General features: G+C 71.9%; 23 protein-coding genes. 17 read left to right on the top strand and 6 right to left on the bottom strand.

The features are described from left to right. Positions 1 to 95: 95 nt before the first annotated feature. The 14 genes from VKG64_04570 to VKG64_04505 all read left to right on the top strand — a co-directional run bounded on the left by VKG64_04570 (position 96) and on the right by VKG64_04505 (position 11,928). Positions 96 to 374 (top strand): helix-turn-helix domain-containing protein, encoded by a 279-nt coding sequence (locus tag VKG64_04570; GenBank protein ID HKB24309.1) that lies wholly within the window; start codon positions 96 to 98, stop codon positions 372 to 374. After that, entirely contained in the window at positions 359 to 1,321 is a 963-nt protein-coding gene (locus VKG64_04565; GenBank protein ID HKB24308.1) for an LLM class flavin-dependent oxidoreductase, read from the top strand. The genes VKG64_04570 and VKG64_04565 overlap by 16 nt, the downstream gene beginning before the upstream one ends. Then, on the top strand, positions 1,318 to 2,019 hold the full coding sequence (locus tag VKG64_04560) for an SGNH/GDSL hydrolase family protein (GenBank protein ID HKB24307.1): 702 nt from the start codon (positions 1,318 to 1,320) through the stop codon (positions 2,017 to 2,019). The genes VKG64_04565 and VKG64_04560 overlap by 4 nt, the downstream gene beginning before the upstream one ends. Positions 2,020 to 2,071: 52 nt before the next feature. Next, on the top strand, positions 2,072 to 2,536 hold the full coding sequence (locus VKG64_04555; GenBank protein ID HKB24306.1) for a hypothetical protein: 465 nt from the start codon (positions 2,072 to 2,074) through the stop codon (positions 2,534 to 2,536). Positions 2,537 to 2,575: 39 nt separating this feature from the next. Further along, on the top strand, positions 2,576 to 3,493 hold the full coding sequence (locus VKG64_04550; protein ID HKB24305.1) for an ABC transporter permease: 918 nt from the start codon (positions 2,576 to 2,578) through the stop codon (positions 3,491 to 3,493). 103 nt (positions 3,494 to 3,596) lie between these two features. Then, positions 3,597 to 4,397, top strand: coding sequence for an ABC transporter permease (locus VKG64_04545; GenBank protein ID HKB24304.1), 801 nt, complete (start codon positions 3,597 to 3,599; stop codon positions 4,395 to 4,397). A 162-nt stretch (positions 4,398 to 4,559) separates the two neighbouring features. Beyond that, positions 4,560 to 5,657, top strand: coding sequence for a transglutaminase domain-containing protein (locus VKG64_04540; GenBank protein ID HKB24303.1), 1,098 nt, complete (start codon positions 4,560 to 4,562; stop codon positions 5,655 to 5,657). Positions 5,658 to 5,727: 70 nt separating this feature from the next. Then, the gene (gene yfbR / locus VKG64_04535; protein HKB24302.1) at positions 5,728 to 6,306 is read left to right on the top strand and encodes a 5'-deoxynucleotidase; all 579 of its coding nucleotides are present in this window, start codon (positions 5,728 to 5,730) and stop codon (positions 6,304 to 6,306) included. An 85-nt stretch (positions 6,307 to 6,391) separates the two neighbouring features. Continuing rightward, positions 6,392 to 7,927, top strand: coding sequence for an ABC transporter substrate-binding protein (locus VKG64_04530; protein ID HKB24301.1), 1,536 nt, complete (start codon positions 6,392 to 6,394; stop codon positions 7,925 to 7,927). Then, positions 7,924 to 9,159, top strand: a complete 1,236-nt coding sequence (locus VKG64_04525; protein HKB24300.1) for an amidohydrolase family protein — start codon at positions 7,924 to 7,926, stop codon at positions 9,157 to 9,159. Before VKG64_04530 ends, VKG64_04525 begins: the two co-directional genes overlap by 4 nt. Beyond that, complete coding sequence (locus tag VKG64_04520) at positions 9,137 to 9,916, top strand: methyltransferase domain-containing protein (protein ID HKB24299.1); 780 nt, start codon at positions 9,137 to 9,139, stop codon at positions 9,914 to 9,916. Before VKG64_04525 ends, VKG64_04520 begins: the two co-directional genes overlap by 23 nt. Positions 9,917 to 9,947: 31 nt before the next feature. Next, positions 9,948 to 10,847, top strand: coding sequence for a tRNA dihydrouridine synthase DusB (dusB, locus tag VKG64_04515; GenBank protein HKB24298.1), 900 nt, complete (start codon positions 9,948 to 9,950; stop codon positions 10,845 to 10,847). Continuing rightward, positions 10,844 to 11,290 (top strand): MaoC/PaaZ C-terminal domain-containing protein, encoded by a 447-nt coding sequence (locus VKG64_04510; GenBank protein HKB24297.1) that lies wholly within the window; start codon positions 10,844 to 10,846, stop codon positions 11,288 to 11,290. Before dusB ends, VKG64_04510 begins: the two co-directional genes overlap by 4 nt. Further along, complete coding sequence (locus VKG64_04505) at positions 11,287 to 11,928, top strand: HAD family phosphatase (GenBank protein ID HKB24296.1); 642 nt, start codon at positions 11,287 to 11,289, stop codon at positions 11,926 to 11,928. Before VKG64_04510 ends, VKG64_04505 begins: the two co-directional genes overlap by 4 nt. Positions 11,929 to 11,989: 61 nt before the next feature. Here the strand turns inward: VKG64_04505 and VKG64_04500 are convergent, their stop codons facing one another. Both VKG64_04500 and VKG64_04495 read right to left on the bottom strand, forming a co-directional pair. Beyond that, positions 11,990 to 12,241 carry a GlsB/YeaQ/YmgE family stress response membrane protein gene (locus VKG64_04500; protein ID HKB24295.1) on the bottom strand — a complete coding sequence of 84 codons (252 nt, stop codon included), beginning with the start codon at positions 12,239 to 12,241 and terminating at the stop codon, positions 11,990 to 11,992. 45 nt (positions 12,242 to 12,286) lie between these two features. Beyond that, on the bottom strand, positions 12,287 to 13,387 hold the full coding sequence (locus tag VKG64_04495) for a DSD1 family PLP-dependent enzyme (protein ID HKB24294.1): 1,101 nt from the start codon (positions 13,385 to 13,387) through the stop codon (positions 12,287 to 12,289). A gap of 36 nt (positions 13,388 to 13,423) precedes the next feature. Between VKG64_04495 and VKG64_04490 the strand changes: the two genes are divergently transcribed. Beyond that, positions 13,424 to 14,587 carry an aminotransferase class V-fold PLP-dependent enzyme gene (locus VKG64_04490; protein HKB24293.1) on the top strand — a complete coding sequence of 388 codons (1,164 nt, stop codon included), beginning with the start codon at positions 13,424 to 13,426 and terminating at the stop codon, positions 14,585 to 14,587. On the opposite strand, the gene VKG64_04485 is transcribed toward VKG64_04490, so the two are convergent. From VKG64_04485 to VKG64_04470, 4 genes are all read right to left on the bottom strand, one after another. After that, positions 14,584 to 14,925: a hypothetical protein gene (locus VKG64_04485; GenBank protein ID HKB24292.1), complete on the bottom strand. Its 342-nt coding sequence runs from the start codon at positions 14,923 to 14,925 to the stop codon at positions 14,584 to 14,586. The two genes, VKG64_04490 and VKG64_04485, sit on opposite strands and share 4 nt — an antisense overlap. Positions 14,926 to 14,942: 17 nt before the next feature. Beyond that, positions 14,943 to 15,371 carry a TPM domain-containing protein gene (locus VKG64_04480; protein ID HKB24291.1) on the bottom strand — a complete coding sequence of 143 codons (429 nt, stop codon included), beginning with the start codon at positions 15,369 to 15,371 and terminating at the stop codon, positions 14,943 to 14,945. Next, positions 15,371 to 16,093 carry a TPM domain-containing protein gene (locus VKG64_04475; protein HKB24290.1) on the bottom strand — a complete coding sequence of 241 codons (723 nt, stop codon included), beginning with the start codon at positions 16,091 to 16,093 and terminating at the stop codon, positions 15,371 to 15,373. Before VKG64_04475 ends, VKG64_04480 begins: the two co-directional genes overlap by 1 nt. Before the next feature lie 61 nt (positions 16,094 to 16,154). Beyond that, complete coding sequence (locus VKG64_04470) at positions 16,155 to 16,751, bottom strand: LemA family protein (GenBank protein HKB24289.1); 597 nt, start codon at positions 16,749 to 16,751, stop codon at positions 16,155 to 16,157. A 53-nt stretch (positions 16,752 to 16,804) separates the two neighbouring features. On the opposite strand from VKG64_04470, the gene VKG64_04465 reads away from it, so the two are divergent. Both VKG64_04465 and VKG64_04460 read left to right on the top strand, forming a co-directional pair. Next, positions 16,805 to 17,098 carry a GYD domain-containing protein gene (locus VKG64_04465; GenBank protein ID HKB24288.1) on the top strand — a complete coding sequence of 98 codons (294 nt, stop codon included), beginning with the start codon at positions 16,805 to 16,807 and terminating at the stop codon, positions 17,096 to 17,098. Beyond that, entirely contained in the window at positions 17,095 to 17,925 is an 831-nt protein-coding gene (locus VKG64_04460; GenBank protein ID HKB24287.1) for a MaoC family dehydratase, read from the top strand. The genes VKG64_04465 and VKG64_04460 overlap by 4 nt, the downstream gene beginning before the upstream one ends. Positions 17,926 to 17,953 lie beyond the last annotated feature (28 nt).

Raw genomic sequence — 17,953 nt, 5'->3', positions numbered from 1 at the left:
GAGATTCTATAATAGTTGATTATACATGATTTATATTTATTCAGCACGCGTCGGCTGGACGGGGCCCGGCAAGCCTGCTAGCGTCGGGGATGGGCATGGTCGTGCTCGAGGGCGAGGAGTACCTGACGGTGAAGGAGGCGGCGCGCCTCCTGGGCGTGAAGCCCGCGACGCTCTACGCCTACGTGAGCCGCGGCGTGCTCCGCAGCTACCGTCAGGGGATCAAGCGCCAGCGGCTCTACCGCCGCGCGGAGGTCGAGGCGCTGCTCCGCCTGGCCCCGAGCGCCGGCCGGAGCGCCAAGGTGATCCCGCTGCGGGCCGCGCGGCGGCGGAGCGCCCCGCCGATCCCGCTCGCCGAGTCGTGGATCCGCGACTGAGGCGCGCGGCCTACATCTCCCCCGGGCAGGACCTCGGCGCCGCGGTCGAGCTCGCCCGGCGCGCCGAGGCGCTCGGTTACGAGAGCGTCTGGGTCACCCACGGCCTCGGCCGCGACTCGTTCCTCGTCCTCGCGGCCTACGGCGCCGCCACCACGCGCCTCGGGCTCGGCAACGGGGTCGTCCCGATCTTCCCGCGCCATCCCGTCGCGATGGCCCAGGCGGCGCTCACGCTCGCGGAGCTGACGGGCGAACGCTTCATCCTCGGCATCGGCGTGAGCCACCGCGAGAGCATGGAGCAGATGCTCGGCCTCGAGCTCCGGGCGCCGCTCGCCACGATGCGCGAGTACGTCGCCGTGCTGCGCGGCGCGCTCGCGGAGGGCGCGGACTTCACGGGCGCGCACTACCGCGTCCGCTGGAGCGCGGCGCTGCCCCGCCGCCCCGCGCCGCCGCGGGTGTACCTCGCGGCGCTCTCGCGCCGGATGCTCGAGCTCGCCGGCGAGCTCGCCGACGGCGCGATCCTCTGGCTCTGCCCGCCGGCCTACGTGCGCGACGTGGCGATCCCCGCCCTCGGCCGCGGGCGGAGGCGCGCGGGCAAGAGCATGGACGGCTTCGAGATCGTCGCCGCGGTCCCCCTCGCGGTCACCGGCGACCCCGCGGCCGCCCGCCGGGCGTTCACGGGCGAGCTCGCGCGCTATCTCGCCCTGCCGTTCTACCGCGCGATGCTCGAGGCGAGCGGCCTCGGCGAGGGCGTCCGGGCCTTCGACCGCGACCGCGCCGTCCCCGACGCGCTCGCCGACGCGCTCGGCGCCGTCGGCGACGCGGCGCGCGCGCGGGCCTACGTCGCGGCCTACCGCGCGGCGGGCGTGACGCTCCCCGCCATCCGCCCGATCACCTTTCCCGACGCGCCGTGGTACGGCCCGACGCTCGAGGCGGCGGCGAGCCTGTGAACGCGACTCGGTGGGCGCTCCCCGCGCTCGCGGCGCTCGCCGCCGCGTGCGCCCAGCAGGACGGGGCGCGCCTCCTGCCCGCCGACCGGAGCCCCGTGGTCTCGTACGTAGCCCTCGGCGACAGCACCGTCGAGGGCGTCGGCGCGTCGCGCCCCGAGCTGAACTACGTGAGCCGGATCCATGCGCGCCTGCGCGCCGTGTACCCGAGCGCCCGCCTCACCAACCTCGGCGTCGGCGGCGCCACCTCCGGCGACGTGCTCGCGCGTCAGCTCGACCGAGCGATCGAGCGTCGCCCCCACCTCGTCACGCTCTCGGTCGGACCCAACGACATCACCACGGGCGTGCGCGTCGAAACCTACGAGAAGAACCTCGAGACGATCCTGGGGCGGCTCGCTCGCGAAACGACGGCGGTCGTCGTCGCGAACCTGATCCCCGATCTCGCGCTGACGCCCCGCTTCAACCGGCGCCGCGAGCGGGACGCGGTCGCCGCGCTCACGATCGGCTTCAACGACGTCCTCGCGCGCCGAGCCCGGGCGCACGGCGTCCAGCTCGTCGACCTGTACGCGGCGAGCCGGCGCGAGCTCCCGCAGCGACCGGAGCTCGTCTGGTCCGACGGCTACCACCCGTCGGACGCAGGCTACGCGCGCTGGGCCGAGCTCCTGTGGGAGGGCATCGAGGCCCGGATCGCGCCCCGCTGAAAACCCGCGACCACTGAACACCGGGGCGCGCTTCCGCGTCCAAGGAGGCAGGATGCCCACTCGTATGGCGCTCGTCATGGTGCTCGTCGCGGCGGTCGCCGCCGGGCCCGCCCCGGCCGCCGCGGGCGACGTGCGCATCTCCGTCGGCGTGGGCGCGCCGGCGCCCCGGCGGCAGGTCTTCGTGCCCTCCGGCAGCCAGGTCACGATCAACGCGCCCAGCCGTGTCTTCGTCGCGCCGCCGAGCCGGATCACCGTGAACGCGCCGAGCCGGATCTTCGTCGGCGCACCGCCCGTGTGCTGCTTCCCGGCGCCCGTGTACGTGTACCAGCCGCGCCGCTGTGTCGTCCCCGGCTACTGGGCCTACACCTGGCTCCCGCAGCAGTACACCGACGACGTCTGGGTGGAGAGCCACTACGACAGCGACGCGCTCTGGGTCGCCGGCCACTTCGAGCCGCGCGTCCAGACCGGGGGCTACTATCTGCCCTACTGGGTCCCCGAGCGCGCGACCGACTGCTGAGCGGGACCACGCCTGGCGGCGTGATACAACTGTAGGCCGATGCGGGCCTACGTCCTGTCGCGCCTCGCGCAGACGGCGCTCGTCGTCTTCCTCTCGCTGACCGCGGTCTTCGGGATGATGCGCCTCGCGGGCGACCCGGTGCTGCTCTTCATACCGATGGACATCCAGGCCAAGGACGTGAACGAGTTCCGCCAGCGCCTGGGCTTCAACGACCCCCTCCCCGTCCAGTACGCGCGTTTCGTCGCCGGCGCCGTGCGCGGCGACTTCGGCGAGTCGCTGCGCTACAAGCAGGACGCGCTGGGCCTGGCCCTCCAGCGCCTGCCCGCGACGCTCCTGCTCGGGGGCGCCTCGCTCCTCCTCACCGTCTGCATCGCGCTCCCGGTCGGCGTCCTCTCGGCGGTGCGCCGCAACAGCGTGCTCGACCACGTCGGCACCGTCGCGACCGTCCTCGGGCAGGCGACGCCGGGGTTCTGGCTCGGGCTCATGCTGATCTACCTCTTCTCGGTCAGGCTCGGCTGGCTCCCGACAGGCGGGACGGGATCGATCGCGCACCTCGTCATGCCCTCCGTCGTGCTCGCCGCGTTCTTCGCCGCGCGCATCGCGCGGCTCACGCGCTCCGCGGTCCTCGACGTGCTCGGCGAGGAGTACATCCTCACGGCGCGCGCGAAGGGGCTCGGCGAGGGGCGCGTCATCGGCAAGCACACGCTCCGGAACTCGGCGATCCCGATCGTGACGCTCGCGGGTCTGGAGGCGGGGCAGCTCCTCGGCGGCGCCGTCATCACCGAGACGATCTTCGCCTGGCCCGGCCTCGGGCGGCTCACCGTACAGGCGCTCCTGAACCGCGACTTCCCGGTCGTCCTCGCCGCGGTCTTCCTGATCTCGGTCATGTACACGCTGATCAATCTCCTGGTGGATCTCGCCTACGGCTGGCTCGACCCGCGCGTGCGCTTACGGTGACGCCGACGGTGGCGCGGGCTCGGATCGGGCGAATGGCCGGCCCTCGTGGGTGGCTGCGCCGGGGCACGGGCGTGGCGAAGCCCGGGCGCCTGTGCCCGGTTCCATGAAGAAATGGCTCGGGATCGGCCTGACCGCGACCGCGTTCGCCGCCGCCGTGCTCGCGCCCTGGCTCGCGCCGGAGGATCCGCTCACGACCGACTTCGTCCAGAGCCTCCGGCCGCCGGGGACGCGCGCGCATCCGCTCGGCACGGACCAGCTCGGCCGCGACCTCCTGGCGCGGGTGCTCTACGGCGCGCGGCTCGCGCTCTTCATCGGCGCGTGCACGGTCCTGCTCACCGCCGTGGTGGGCGGGCTCCTCGGCCTCGTCGCGGGCTTCGTCGAGCGCTGGCCCTCGGCCGTCATCATGCGGATCGCCGACGTCCAGCTCTCGTTCCCGTTCATCCTGCTCGCGCTGACGATCAACGCGATCGTCGGCCTGGGCCTCCGCAACATCATCCTGAGCCTGTCGGCGGCCGGCTGGGTCGTCTACGCGCGGGTCGTGCGCGGCGAGGTGCTCTCCGTGAAGCAGCGCGACTACGTGCAGGCCGCCGCGGCGCTCGGGACGGGCCGGGCGCGGATCCTGTTCCGCCACGTCCTGCCCAACGTCGCGCCGTCCATCATCGTCGTCGCGAGCCTCCAGTTCTCCTCGTTCATCGTCGCGGAGGCGGCGATCAGCTTCCTCGGCTTCGGCATCCAGCCGCCGACGCCCGCGTGGGGGAGCATGCTCTCCGAGAGCCGCGACTTCCTCTACGTCGCCTGGTGGCTCGCCGCCTTCCCGGGCGCGGCGCTCGCCCTCACGGCGCTCGGCGTCAACCTGCTCGGCGACTGGCTCCGCGACACGCTCGATCCCCGACTCCGCGTCTGACCGCTCCCATAGGAGCGCTCTATCCGCGCGCGCCGCATCCATCGTCATGCCCTAACCCCTTGACGTCGTCCCGCGCACCCCTACTATGTGCGCTCGAATCGAACGACAGCCGATTCGCATCTCACACGGGATGCGACAAACGCTGGACGAGGAGAACACACGATGGACCGGCGACAATTTCTCGGGACGGGAGTCGGCGCGTCGGCCGCGCTCGCCCTCGGCGGGCTCGGGTGGCCCGATGCCGCGCGTGGCGCGGCGGGGCAGGATACGGCGAAGTGGCGCGCGTTCGAGGTGACGGCGCGAGTGGAGATCGCGAGCCCGGCCGGCGTCGCGCGCGCCTGGGTGCCCCTCCCGCTCACGGCGGACACGGACTACCAGAAGGGCCTCGGGCAGACGTGGACGGGCAACGCCACGGTCATGCGCGTCTATCGCGACGAGAAGTACAACGCCGGGATCCTCTACGCGGAGTGGCCGGAAACCGAGAAGGCGCCCGTCGTCGAGGTGACGACGCGCCACGCGACGCGCGACCGCGCCGTGGACCCCAGGGAGCCGGTAACGGTCATGCCCGAGGACAAGCGCACCCTCGCCCGGTACCTCGCGGCCACCAAGCTGATCCGGACCGACGGCATCGTCCGCGCGACGGCGCTCGAGATCACGCAGGGCGCCAAGACCGACCTGGACAAGGCGCGGGCGATCTACGAGTGGATCGTCGACAACACCTTCCGCGATCCGAAGGTGCGCGGCTGCGGCGTCGGCGACATCGGCTGGATGCTCGAGACCCGCAACCTCGGCGGCAAGTGCGCCGACCTCAACGCGCTCTTCGTGGGGCTCGCGCGCGCCGTCGGGATCCCGGCGCGCGACGTCTACGGCGTGCGCGTCGCGGACTCGGGGGAATTCAAGAGCCTGGGCAGGAGCGGCGACATCACCAAGGCCCAGCACTGCCGCGCGGAGTTCTACCTGCCGGCGCGCGGCTGGGTGCCCGTCGATCCGGCCGACGTCCGCAAGGTCGTGCTCGAGGAGAAGGGCGGCCTGCCGCTCGGCGACCCGATCGTCCGCCGGGCGCGCGCGAAGCTGTTCGGCGCCTGGGAGATGAACTATCTCGCCTACAACTACGCGCACGACGTGAAGCTGCCGAACTCGACCGGCGAGCCGATCGCGTTCTTCATGTACCCGCAGGCCGAGACGGCCGAGGGCCGGCTCGACAGCCTCGACCCCGACTCGTTCCGTTACAAGATCACCTCCCGCGAGCTCGGCGTCTGATCTAGAGTAGGCCCGGCCGGCGAGTGCCGGCCGGGCCGGTGACGCCGGCCGCCGCTCGCGGGAGGCGCCGATGAGCCACTTCTTCGCGTACCTGTCGCGGATGAAGTTCATCCGCCGCTGGGGCCTCATGCACAGCACGTACCCCGAGAACATCCAGGAGCACAGCCTGCGCGTCGCGCAGATCGCCCATGCCCTGGCCATCATCCGCAATCGGATGTTCGGCGGCACCGTGGACCCGGAGCGGACCGTGGCGCTGGCGCTCTACCACGACGTGAGCGAGGTGCTGACGGGCGATCTCCCCTCGCCCGTCAAGGAGTTCAACCCGGAGATCAAGCGCGCGTATCACGCGATCGAGGCCGCGTCGCGGGAAAAGCTCCTCGAGATGATCCCGGACGCGCTCCGGGGGGACTACCGCCCGTTCTTTCTCCCCCACGACGGCGACCGCGCGCACCGCGAGCTGGTGCGGGCCGCCGACAAGCTCTGCGCGCACCTCAAATGCCTCGAGGAGGTGAGCGCCGGCAACCCGGAGTTCGCGCAGGCCGAGAAGGCCCTGCGCCGGAGCGTCGAGCGCATCGACCTCCCCGAGGTCCGCTACTTCCTCGAGACCTTCGTCCCGAGCTTCAGGCTGACGCTGGACGAGCTCGGCTGACGCGGCCGGGCCCCCTCGTTGTATCCTTGACCCCTCCAGTGCCCGAGTGAGCCGCCCGGTCCGTCACGGACGAGAGGAGAACCGTATGCGCCGCATGAACGCGCTGCTCGCCCTGTCGCTGGCCCTCTGCCTCGTCGGCGCGGCCGCGGCCCACGCCCAGGACCGCGCCCGCACCAAGGAGGTCGTCGTCGGCCTCGGCGCCGAGCCGCGGACGATGCTCGCCGCCACGATCGTGGACTGGACGACGAACAACATGCTCGAGCACATCTACGACCGCCTGCTCGACCGCGACCCCAAGACGTTCAAGCCCAAGCCGATGCTGGCCACGGAGTGGAAGATCGTCAACGACACGACCTGGGAGTTCAAGCTCCGCAAGGGCGTGAAGTTCCACAACGGCGAGCCGTTCACGGCGGCCTCGGTGAAGGCCACGATCGACTACGCGCTCGACCCGGCGACCAAGAGCCACTTCGCGGCCGGCGCGTACTGGGGCCTCGTCAAGGAGGTGCAGGTCGTCGACGACTACACGGTGCGGTTCCTCACCAAGCAGCCGTGGCCGAATCTCATCGACAGCGCCTCGCTGACCAATTCCCTCATCATGCCGGCCAAGGCGCTGAAGGAGCTCGGGCCGGCCAAGCTGGCCGAGCGGCCGGTCGGCACGGGCCCGTTCCGATTCGTCGAGTGGAAGCGCGACGAGCGGCTGGTGCTCGAGCGCAACCCCGACTACTGGCAGGGACCGGCCGACGTGAGCCGCGTCACGTTCCGGTTCATCCCCGAGTTCAGCGCCCGCATGGCCGCCCTGCTGTCCGGCGAGATCGACATCATGAAGGACGTGCCGCCCCACGCCGTCGAGGCGATCGAGCGGAGCGGGCGCGCGCGGCTCCGCGCGACGGTGTCCTCGCGCATCAACTACCTCGCGCTGGTGAACCTCAAGCCCGGCCCGATGCAGGACGTGCGCGTGCGGCGGGCCATGAACCACGCCGTGGACGTGGAGGAGCTGATCAAGCAGGTGCTCAAGGGTCGCGCCACGCGCATGTGCGGTCCGCTGTCGCCCGCGAACGTCGACTACGCGCCGGTGGAATGCTCCAAGCACGACCCCGCGCGGGCTCTGGCCCTCTTCAAGGAGGCGGGCGTGGACCCGACCAGGCTCGCCCTCACGCTCGACTCCCCGTCGGGCCGCTACCCGCTCGACAAGGACGTCTCGCTCGCCATCGCCGCGCAGCTCCAGCGGCTCGGGATCAAGGTCAGCGTCGTCGTCAACGAGTGGGGTACGCACCTGGACAAGATCAAGAACCGGAACACCGGCGACATGTTCTTCCTGGGCTGGGGCCCGGCGCTGCACGGGCAGGGCACGATGCAGCCCCTGTTCCTCGCCGACCAGACCTACTCGTCCTACGGCAACAACCCGGTCCTGAATGAAAAGATCGCGCGGGCCTCGACCCTGCTCGACCCCAGGGCGCGCGCCGACGCGTACGCCGAGCTGCAGCGGCTGGTCCACGACGAGGCGCCGTGGGTGTTCCTCTGGCAGCAGCACGACCTCTACGGCGTGGCGCAGACGGTCGAGTGGACGCCGCGCGCCGACGAGAAGGTGTGGATGTACGAGGCCAAGATCGTCGCGCGATGAGCCTCACCGTCTTCACCAACGCGTTCCTCATCGACTGCACGGGCGCCGACCCGAAGGAGGGTGCCGCGGTCGTCGTCGAGGACGACCGCATCAGGGACGTCCTCCCGGGCGGCAAGGTCGGCCCGCTGCCGGGCCCGGTGACCACGCTCGACTGCAAGGGCGCGACGCTCATGCCCGGGCTCACCGACGCGCACGTCCACATCTGCGCCGTCACCGAGAACATCACCGACCAGCACCGCCTGTACCCGCCGTCCTACATCGCCACACGGGCGATGCGCCGCGCCGAGGAGTGCCTGCTGCAGGGGTTCACGACGGTGCGCGACGCGGGCGGCGCGGACTACGGCTTCAGGCTCGTCCTGGAGGAAGGCCACTTCCCGGGCCCGCGGCTCCTCGTCTCGGGCAACTACATCTCCCAGACGGGCGGCCACGGCGACAAGCGCCGGCGCGCCGAGTGGATCGAGCCGATCGGCTGCTGCGCCGGCATGGTGGGCTCCATCGCCGACGGCGAGGCCGAGGTGCGCAAGGCCGTGCGCGAGCAGATCCGACGGGACGTGGACCAGATCAAGATCATGGCGTCGGGCGGCGCCATGTCGCCCTCCGACGAGCTCGACACCACGCAGTTCACCGTCGGCGAGATGCGCGCCGCCGTCGAGGAAGCTCAGGCGGTCGGGAAGTACGTCCTCTCTCACGCGTACTCCGACGCGGCGGTGCGGAAGGCGATCGAGGCCGGGGTGCGGTCGATCGAGCACGGGAACCTGATCCGCGAGGCCGCCGCCAAGGCGATCAAGGATGCGGGCGCGTTCCTCGTGCCGACGATGGTCACCTACGAGGCGATCTACCGCGAGGGCAAGCGCTACGGGATCGGCGACCACCAGATCCAGAAGATCAATCTGGCGCGCGAGCAGTCGGTGCAGGGGCTCACGTATGCGTACAAGGCGGGCTGCAAGATCGGCTCGGGCTCCGACCTCCTGGGCGACATGATGGTCCAGCGCGCCGTCGAGTTCGAGCTGAAGGGCCAGGTGATGAAGCCGATGGAGGTGCTGCTCTCGGCGACGAAGGTGAACGCCGAGCTCTTCCGGATGTCGGACCGGATCGGCGGCGTCGAGCCGGGCAAGTACGCCGACCTGATCGTCGTCGCGGGCAACCCGCTGAAGAACCTGCGCCTGTTCCAGATCCAGGACAACCTGAAGCTCATCATGAAGGGCGGCCATGTCTACAAGCAGACCCTCTGAGCACCGCGACGAGATCCTCGACCAGTTCACGCGCCAGGCCGTGCCGTTCTCGACGGCGCCGGGCATCAAGGACGAGGCGGTGCTCCGGCTGGTCGTCGACTTCTCCGGCGCCGGTCCCGACGACACGGTGCTCGACGTCGCCTGCGGCGGGGGTCTCGTCGTCTGCGCCTTCGCCCCCGTCGTGCGCCACGCGACGGGGATCGACATCACGCCCGCGATGCTCGAGCGTGCGCGGGCGCTCGCCGCGGAGCGGGGGCACAGGAACGTCTCCTGGAAGCAGGGCGACGTGCTGCCCCTGCCCTACCCGGACGGCGCGTTCTCGATCGTGACGTCCCGCTTCGCGTTCCACCACTTCCTCGATCCGGGCGCCGTCCTCCGCGAGATGACGCGCGTCTGCGCGCCGGGCGGCCGGGTCGTGGTCGTCGACAGCGCGCCGGCGCCGGACAAGGCCGACGCGTTCAACCGCCTGGAGAAGCTCCGCGACCCCTCGCACGTGCGCGCGATGCCGCTCACCGAGCTGACACGCCTCTACGACCAGGCGCGGCTCCCCGCGCCGCGCATCACCGGCTACAGGCTCGAGAGCGACCTCGACAGCCTCCTCGCGCGGTCGTTCCCCCGTCCCGAGGACGTGCCGGAGATCCGCCGCATCTTCGCCGAGGCGGTCGACGACGACCGCCCCGACATCCACGCGCGGCGCGACGGTGCCTCGATCCGCTACGGCTACCCCGTCGCCGTCCTCGCCGCCACGCGCGCCTGAGCGCGGAGCGCCGATGGTAGACTGGCCTGTCATGACGCTCGAGCTCCGTTTGGCGCCCATGGCGGCGGTGACGAACGCGCCCTTCAGGCTCGTCGCGCGCGAGTGCGGCGCGGGCCTCCTCACGAGCGAGGAGATCGACGCGCGCGGCCTGGTCGAGGGCAGCGCGCGCACGCTCGAGCTGGCCCGCTACCTCCCCGAGGAGCACGCGATCGCGATGCAGCTGCTCGGCGCGGACCCCGACGCCCTCGCCGAGGCCGCGCGCCGGCTCGAGGCGGCGGGCGCCGACGCGGTGGACCTGAACATGGGCTGCCCGGTGGCGAAGATCGTCGCCAAGGGTCAGGGCGCGGCGCTCATGCGCGACCCGCTGACCGCCGCGCTCGTGCTCCGCACCATGCGGAAGGCGATCGACGTGCCGCTCACGGTCAAGATCCGTGGCGGCTGGGACGACCGGACGCTGAACGCAGTCGAGATCGCGCGGATCGCCGAAGGCGAGGGCGTGAGCGCGATCACCGTGCACCCGCGCACGCGCTCCCAGCAGTTCGCCGGCCTGGCGCCCCGCGAGATCATCGCGGCCGTCGTGGACGCGGTACGGATCCCGGTCACGGGCAACGGCGACGTCCGCAGCCTCGCCGACGCGCGCGCGATGCTCGCCGCCACGGGCTGCGCCGCGGTCATGATCGGCCGTGGCGCCCTCGGTGCGCCCTGGATCTTCCGCGGCGCGGACGTCGCCCGCGAGGAGAAGGCGCGGATCATCGGCCGGCACTGCGACCTGATCGAGACGCATCTCCTGCCGCGCACGGCGCTGGTCCAGGTGAAGAAGCACCTCGCGTGGTACGGCCATGGGCTCCCCGGCGCCGCGCTGATGCGGGAGGCGCTCTTCCGCGCCCGGAGCGCGGCGGAGGCTCGCGAGCTGTTCTGGCGGATCTGGTGACCCAGCGCTGGTTCGAGGACTTCGCCGTCGGCGACCGGTTCCAGAGCCCGTCGAAGACGCTCAGCGACGCCCACTTCCTCTCCTTCGCGGGCCTGACCGGCGACGCGCACCCGATCCACTATGACGACGCGTACGCGAAGAAGACGCGCTTCGGCCGGCGGCTCGCTCACGGCCTCCTGCTCACATCGATGACCGCGGTCGGGGCGTCGACCCTGGCGCCCCTCATCGTGGACTCCATCGTCGCGTTCGTGGAGCAGCGGACGCGCTTCCTCGCCCCCGCCTTCATCGGCGACACGATCCACCCGGAGCACGCGGTGGTCGGCCTCGAGCGCAAGCGCTCGGCCGGGCTCCTCACGCTGCGCGTCGCGCTCACGAACCAGCGTGGCGAGACCGTGCTGGAGGGCGAGCACAGGTACCTGATCGCCTACCGGCCGGCCGCGTGAGGTTCGCGGCCGTCATCTTCGACATGGACGGCGTCCTCGTGGACTCCGAGCCCATGCACCTGGACGCGATGCGCGAGGTCCTGCGGCCGTACAGCGTCCCCTACACCGACGAGGAGAACGAGCAGTTCTTCGGCTTCACCGACCTCGAGGTGTTCCGCATCCTGCGCGAGCGTCACGGCCGCCTGCCCGACGCGCGCGAGCTGGCCCACCGTCGCGCCGAGCTCCTGGTCCGGCAGACGCGCGAGCGCACGGTGCCGATGCGCGGGATCCCGGAGGTGCCGCGGCGGCTCCGGGCCCTCGGCTACCGTCTCGCCGTCGCGTCCTCGTCGGCGGTCGAGGTGATCGAGGCCACGGTGGAGGTGCTCGGGCTCGCGCCTGTCTTCGAGGCGCTCGTCTCCGGGCTCGAGGTGGGGCGCGGCAAGCCCGCGCCCGACGTCTTCCTCGAGACCGCGCGCCGGCTCGCCCTGCCGCCGCGCGACTGTCTCGTCGTCGAGGACTCGCGCAACGGTCTCCTCGCCGCGAAGGCGGCGGGCATGGCGTGCGCGGCGGTCCCCTGCCCCGCCACGCGCCACGAGGACTTCAGCGAGGCCGACTTCAGGCTGGCTACGCTCCCGGAGCTGCTTCAGCTCCTCGCCTAGAGTGACACCCTCTCACTCCGTGGCCAGCGCCAGGCGTCGTCTGCGTCCTCGCCTCGAGTATTTAGGCGGATTTGACCAGGCGCAGGAGGAAGAGGAGCAACAGGGCACCCGTCAGCGCCGTGATCAGGGAGCCGAGCAGGCCGTAGGCGACGATACCCAGCAAGCCGAAGACCCAGCCCCCGAGTAACGCACCGACAACCCCGACCACAAGATCACCGACGAGACCGAAGCCGCTGCCCTTCATGATCCTCCCCGCGAGCCAGCCCGCACAGAGGCCGATGACGAGGAAAACGATGAGGCCTTGGGTGGTCATAGGGCGAGCCCTCCAAGTCAGAGTGTCACCGCAACACAGCACGAGTCAGTCCGACCGCCCGCGCGCGGCGATCTCCCAGACGGCCTCGACCTTCGGGCCGCGCACGGCGTGGATCCAGTCGTAGAGGTTGATCGTCGGGTCGCAGTGGGGCGGGAAGAACTCGATACGCTCGCCGAGACGCGGCGCGCGCGAGGGGTCGGTGATCGCGAGCCGGCCGTGCTCGTCACCCGCGAAGCCGTACGCGATTCCCGGGCGCTCGACCGACTCCGGGGGAAACGGCTTGTCGGTCGAGAAGGCCTTGAGCCCTGCGTCCACCATGGCGCGGTCGCCCGGCGTGACGCTGACGACCGTCGCGACGACCGTCAGCGCCATCTCGAAGTCGGTGAGGAGCGGCCCGCCCCGTCCCCCGATGCGGCGGTAGTCGAGGTCCATGACGCAGTAGGAGCCGGACTGGAGCTCGGTGAGCCCGCCGAGCTCGACGTCGATGTCCCAGGTGCCACTCGACCCGCCCGCGACGATCTCGACGGGGAGCCCAGCGCGCACGAGGAGCGCCCGTGTCTCCATGAGCGGGCGCATGGCGGCCAGCGACGCCTCGCGCCGCTTCTCCCAGCCGATGACGTGGGCGCACTGGCCCGCGTAACCCTGGAGCCCGCGGAGGCGGAGCGAGCGCTGGGCGACGACCGCGCGGGCGAGCGCGAGCGCCGGCTCGCCCGGCGCGATCCCGGTGCGCCGGTTGCCGACGTCGACGTCCACGAGGACGCTCACCACGATGCCGGCGTCCGCCGCGGCGCGGGCGAGCGTGGCCACGTTCTCCGCGTTGTCAACGACGACCATCGTGTCGGGCGCCTCGGCGACGAGCCGCGTGAGGCGCCCGAGCCCCGTCGCCGTCACGACTTCGGTCGTGATCAGGAGGCCCCGGACGCCCGCGCGCGCCATCACCTCGGCCTCGCCGAGCTTTGCGCAGGCGACGCCGCGCGCCCCCGCCGCGATCTGGCGCTTCGCGATCTCGGGGCACTTGTGGGTCTTCGCGTGGGGGCGGATCGCCTTGCCCGCGCTCCGCACGTGGGCGGCCATCGTCGCGAGATTTCGCTCGAAGCGGTCGAGGTCGAGCAGGAGCGCGGGGGTCGGGATCTCGTCACGCGTCATGGCGGCGCGCCTAATCTAGCATGCTAGACTCGACGCATGCCCGGACGCACGTTCCTCCAGATCCCCGGCCCGACGCTCGTGCCCGAGCGGATCGTCCGCGCGATGTCGCAGCCGATCATCGACCACCGCGGACCGAAGTTCGCCGCGCTCGTCGAGGCGTGCCTCGAGGGGCTCCAGGGCGTCTTCAAGACGCGGAGCGGCCACGTCATCCTCTACCCGGGCTCGGGCACCGGCGCGTGGGAAGCGGCGCTCGTCAACACGCTGTCGCCGGGCGACCGCGTGCTCGCCGTCGTCAACGGTCACTTCTCGACGGGCTTCGCCCGCACCGCCGAGGCGTACGGGATCGACGTCGAGCGCGTCGAGGTGGACTACGGCGCGGGCGTGCCGGTCGACGAGGTCGAGCGGCGCCTCAAGGCGGACGCGGCTCACCAGCTGAGGGCCCTCCTCGTCGTCCACAACGAGACCTCGACGGGTGTCACGTCGAACATCGCCGCCGTCCGGGCCGCGCTGAACCGCGCGAAGCATCCGGCGCTCCTCCTCGTGGACACCGTCTCCTCGCTCGCGTCGATCGACTTCCGCTTCGACGAGTGGGGCGTGGACGTCGCGCTCACGGGGCCGCAGAAGGGCCTCATGCTGCCGCCCGGCATGGCGATCCTCGCGGCCAGCGAGAAGGCGATCAGCGCCGCCGAGAAGGCGCGCTGCCCGCGCGCCTATTGGGACTGGAAACCCGTCCTCGAGCGGAACAAGCGCGGCGAGTATCCCTACACGCCGGCGACCGCGCTCCTCTTCGGCCTCGAGGAGGCGCTCCGCATGCTGAACGAGGAAGGGCTCGAGAAGGTCTTCAAGCGCCACGCGCGGCTCGCCGAAGCCTGCCGCCGCGCGATGAAGGCGCTCGGGCTCGAGCTCCTCTGCCGGAACCCCGCGGAATACTCGAACACGCTGACCGCGGTCGTCATGCCGAAGGGCTTCGATTCCGACGAGCTGATCCGTCTCGCCTACCGGAGGCTCGAGCTCTCGCTCGGCGTCGGCCTCGGCGCCGTCAAGGGCAAGGTCTTCCGCATCGGCCACCTCGGGAGCCTCAACGAGCTCGACCTGCTCGGAGGCCTCGCGGGCGTGGAGATGATGCTGAAGGAGCTCGGTGTGCCGGTGAAGCTCGGCGCCGGGCTCGGCGCCGCCCAGGAGTTCCTGCTCGGCCGCTAGCGCGGCGGCGACCGCTGCAGGTTCTTCTGCTGGATGCCGCCGTACACGTCGTAGCCGAGGTCGGGGCGGCGCGGCATCGGCCGGGTCTCGCCGCGGATGAACTGCTGGCCGCGCCGGACCAGCTCGAACGCGGCGGCGGCGCGCTCGGCCTCGCTCACGCTCGCGGGGTCCTGCGCGGGCGGCGGAACGATCGGGCGGCCGACCTTCGCCTCGGGGGACACCTCGCCACGCCGGATCTCGACGGGCACGCGGCCGGGCTCGCGCGCGGGATCGCTCTGCGCCGCCGCGAGCGCGGGCAGCGCCAGGAGGACGAGGAGCGCGCCGGCGGTCCGTCTCATGCTCGGATACTCAGAGCCTACACCCGGGGATAGTGCGCCGCGAGCGCCGCCCCGACCTCCTCGATCGCGCCGCGGATCGCCTCGCGCGGCGCTCCCGCGCGGAGCTTGTCCACCATGCGGTCGCGGACGCCGTGCCAGTGGCCCGGGCCGACGCGCGCGTGGATCCCGCCGTCGCCGACGACGGCGAGCTTCCGGTCCCCGAGTGCTAAGTAGATCAGGACGCCGTGACGCTCGGCGGCCCGGTGCATGCCGAGCTTCACGAAGACGTGCCGGGCCCGGGTGAGCGGGTCGGGGGTGCGCCGGAAGAGCCGGCGCGGGACGCGGCGCTCGACGTGGACGCGGATCTCCGCCGACGTCCGAGCTTCGGCCCGCACGATCGCGTCGGTGATCGCGACGAAGTCCGCCTCGGAGAGGAACCGCCGCGCCCATCGCGGGTGGCGCGCCATCACCAATCCCCGCTCGCGCCGCCGCCGCCGGACCCGCCGCCGCCACCCGAGAATCCTCCGCCGCCTCCACCACCGCCGGACCAGCCGCCGCCCCCCGAGCCTCCCCCGGACCAGCCCCCGCCGCCGATGTACCAGCCGCCCCATCCGCCGCTCGTCCGGTCGACGCCGCGACGGCTGGCCGTCAGGCCGTGACGCTGGCGCGACGCCTCCCACACGAGGCTCGCGACGATCCCGCCGAACAGCGCGAGGAAGAGGATCAGGTAGAGGTCGGCGCTCTCCTCGTGGCGCCGCTGGCTCCGCCGGAACCCCTCCGCCTCGCCGCGCATCCGGTCGGCGCTCGCCGCGCCGATCCGCGCGTACACCGCGTCCACCGCCGCGGCGAGGCCGTCGGCCCAGCGGCCCTCGCGGAACCGCGCCGCGACCGCCTGGTTGACCTGGCTCGCGACCGCGTCGGTCACGACGGACTCGAGGCCGTAGCCCACCTCGAGGCGCAGCTTGCGGTCCTTCACGAACACCGCGAGCAGGATGCCGTTGTCGAGGCCTTTCCGGCCGAGTCTCCACTTCTGGAAGAGCCGGTTGGCGACGTCGGCGACGTCCTCGCCCTCGAGCGACGGGAAGATCGCGATCGCCATCTGGGCTCCCGTCGCGCGCTCGCGCTCGGCGAGCGTCCGCTCGAGCCGCTCGCGCGCCGCGGGCGCCAGGAGCCCGGCATAGTCGTTCACGCGGGCGCTCGGAGCCGGGGGGAGGACGAGGGCGGCGGCGAGGAGGAGCGGGAGCAGCGGTCTAGAACTTCACTTTGGGCGCGCCCTGCGCGTCCTGCGCCGCTTCGAAGAACGCCTTTTGCTGGTACCCGGCGAGCCCCGCGACGACGGAGCCGGGGAAGAGCCGCACGCGCGTGTTGTACTCGCGCACGGACTCGTTGAACTTCCGCCGCTCCACGGCGATCCGGTTCTCGGTCCCCTCGAGCTGGGACTGGAGCGCGAGGAAGTTCTGGTTCGATTTCAGGTCGGGGTAGCGCTCGACCGTGACGAGCAGGCGGCTCAGCGCGCCCGAGAGCTGACCCTGCGCCGCCTGGAAGCGCTCGAGCGCCTTCGGGTCGTTCAGGGCCTGGGGGGTGAGCTGGATCGAGGTCGCGCTCGCGCGCGCCTTCGTGACCTCCTCCAGGACCGTCTTCTCTTGCGCGGCGAAGCCTTTCACGGTCTCGACGAGGTTCGGGACGAGGTCGGCCCGGCGCTGGTAGACGTTCTGCACCTGGGCCCACTTCTCGTTGACGTCCTGCTCGAGACGGACGAGCTGGTTGTTGACCGAGATCGCCCACGCGACGATGCCGCCCACGACGAGGACGACGACGGCGAGGGCGATCAGGAGGCCGCGCACCATGACCGGCTCCGATTATATACTTGTCCACCCGGCGCAACCAAAGGAGGCCCCCCATGGCGACCTACATCGCCCTCGTCAACTACACCGACCAAGGCGTCAAGAACGTGAAGGACAGCCCCAAGCGTCTCGACGCCGCCAAGAAGCTCATCAAGGACCTGGGCGGCGAGCTGAAGGCGTTCTACCTGACGATGGGCGCCCACGACATCGTCACGGTGGCCGAGGCGCCGAACGACGAGGCGATGGCGAAGTTCGTCCTCGCGCTCGCGGCGGGCGGGAACGTCCGCACCCTCACGATGAAGGCGTTCACCGAGGCCGAGTACCGGAAGCTCATCGCCTCACTGCCGTGAGCGGCGACGCCCTGCCCGAGTACCGCGTCAAGGCGCGCAACACCGCGACGAGCTCGGAGAACAAGATCCACGACGACGCGGTCGCGCGCCGGTACGGCTTCCGCGGCGGCCTGGTCCCGGGCGTGACCGTGTACGCCTACATGACCCATCCGCTCGCCGAGGCGTTCGGGACGGGATGGCTGGAGCGCGGCACGGCCAGCGTCAGGTTCGTGAAGCCGGTCCTCGACGGCGAGGAGCTCACGGTGTCGGGGACGGTCACGGCGCGCGACGAGCGCGGCGTGACCGCCTCGCTCACGGCGTCCACCGCGAGCGCCGGCGAGTGCGCGGCGATGACGGCGACCATCCCCGCCGGCACGCCGACGCAGGTGAACGTAGCGCGCTATCCCCGGGCGCCGCTGCCCGCGGAGCGCCCGGCCGCCACGCGCGCACACCTCGATGCGCTCGCCACCCTCGGCACGCCCGTCAACGCCTACGACGCGGCGCGCGCCGGCGAGTACCTCGAGAAGGTCGGCGACGCGCTCGACCTCTACCGGGGCGCCGACGGCTTCGTCCACCCGGGGTTCTTCCTCGACCAGGCCAACCGCGCCCTCGACAGGAACGTGCGGATGGACCCGTGGCTCCACGTCGGCAGCGTGGTGCGCCACCTCGGCGGCGCGCGCGTCGGCGCCACGCTCGAGACGCGCGGCCGCGTGCGCTCGCTGTTCGAGAAGAAGGGCCGCGAGTTCGTCGAGGCGGACCTGCTCATCGTCGCGGGCGACCGGCCGCGTCCCGTCGCCCACATCCTTCACACGGCGATCTACAAGCTCCCGCCGCCCGCGGCCGGCTAGACGCGCCGCGGGCGCGCCCATTGATTCG

It is taken from the genome of Candidatus Methylomirabilota bacterium, assembly GCA_035260325.1.
Classification (GTDB): domain Bacteria; phylum Methylomirabilota; class Methylomirabilia; order Rokubacteriales; family CSP1-6; genus AR19.
This window is presented reverse-complemented; position numbering and strand designations above follow the sequence as displayed.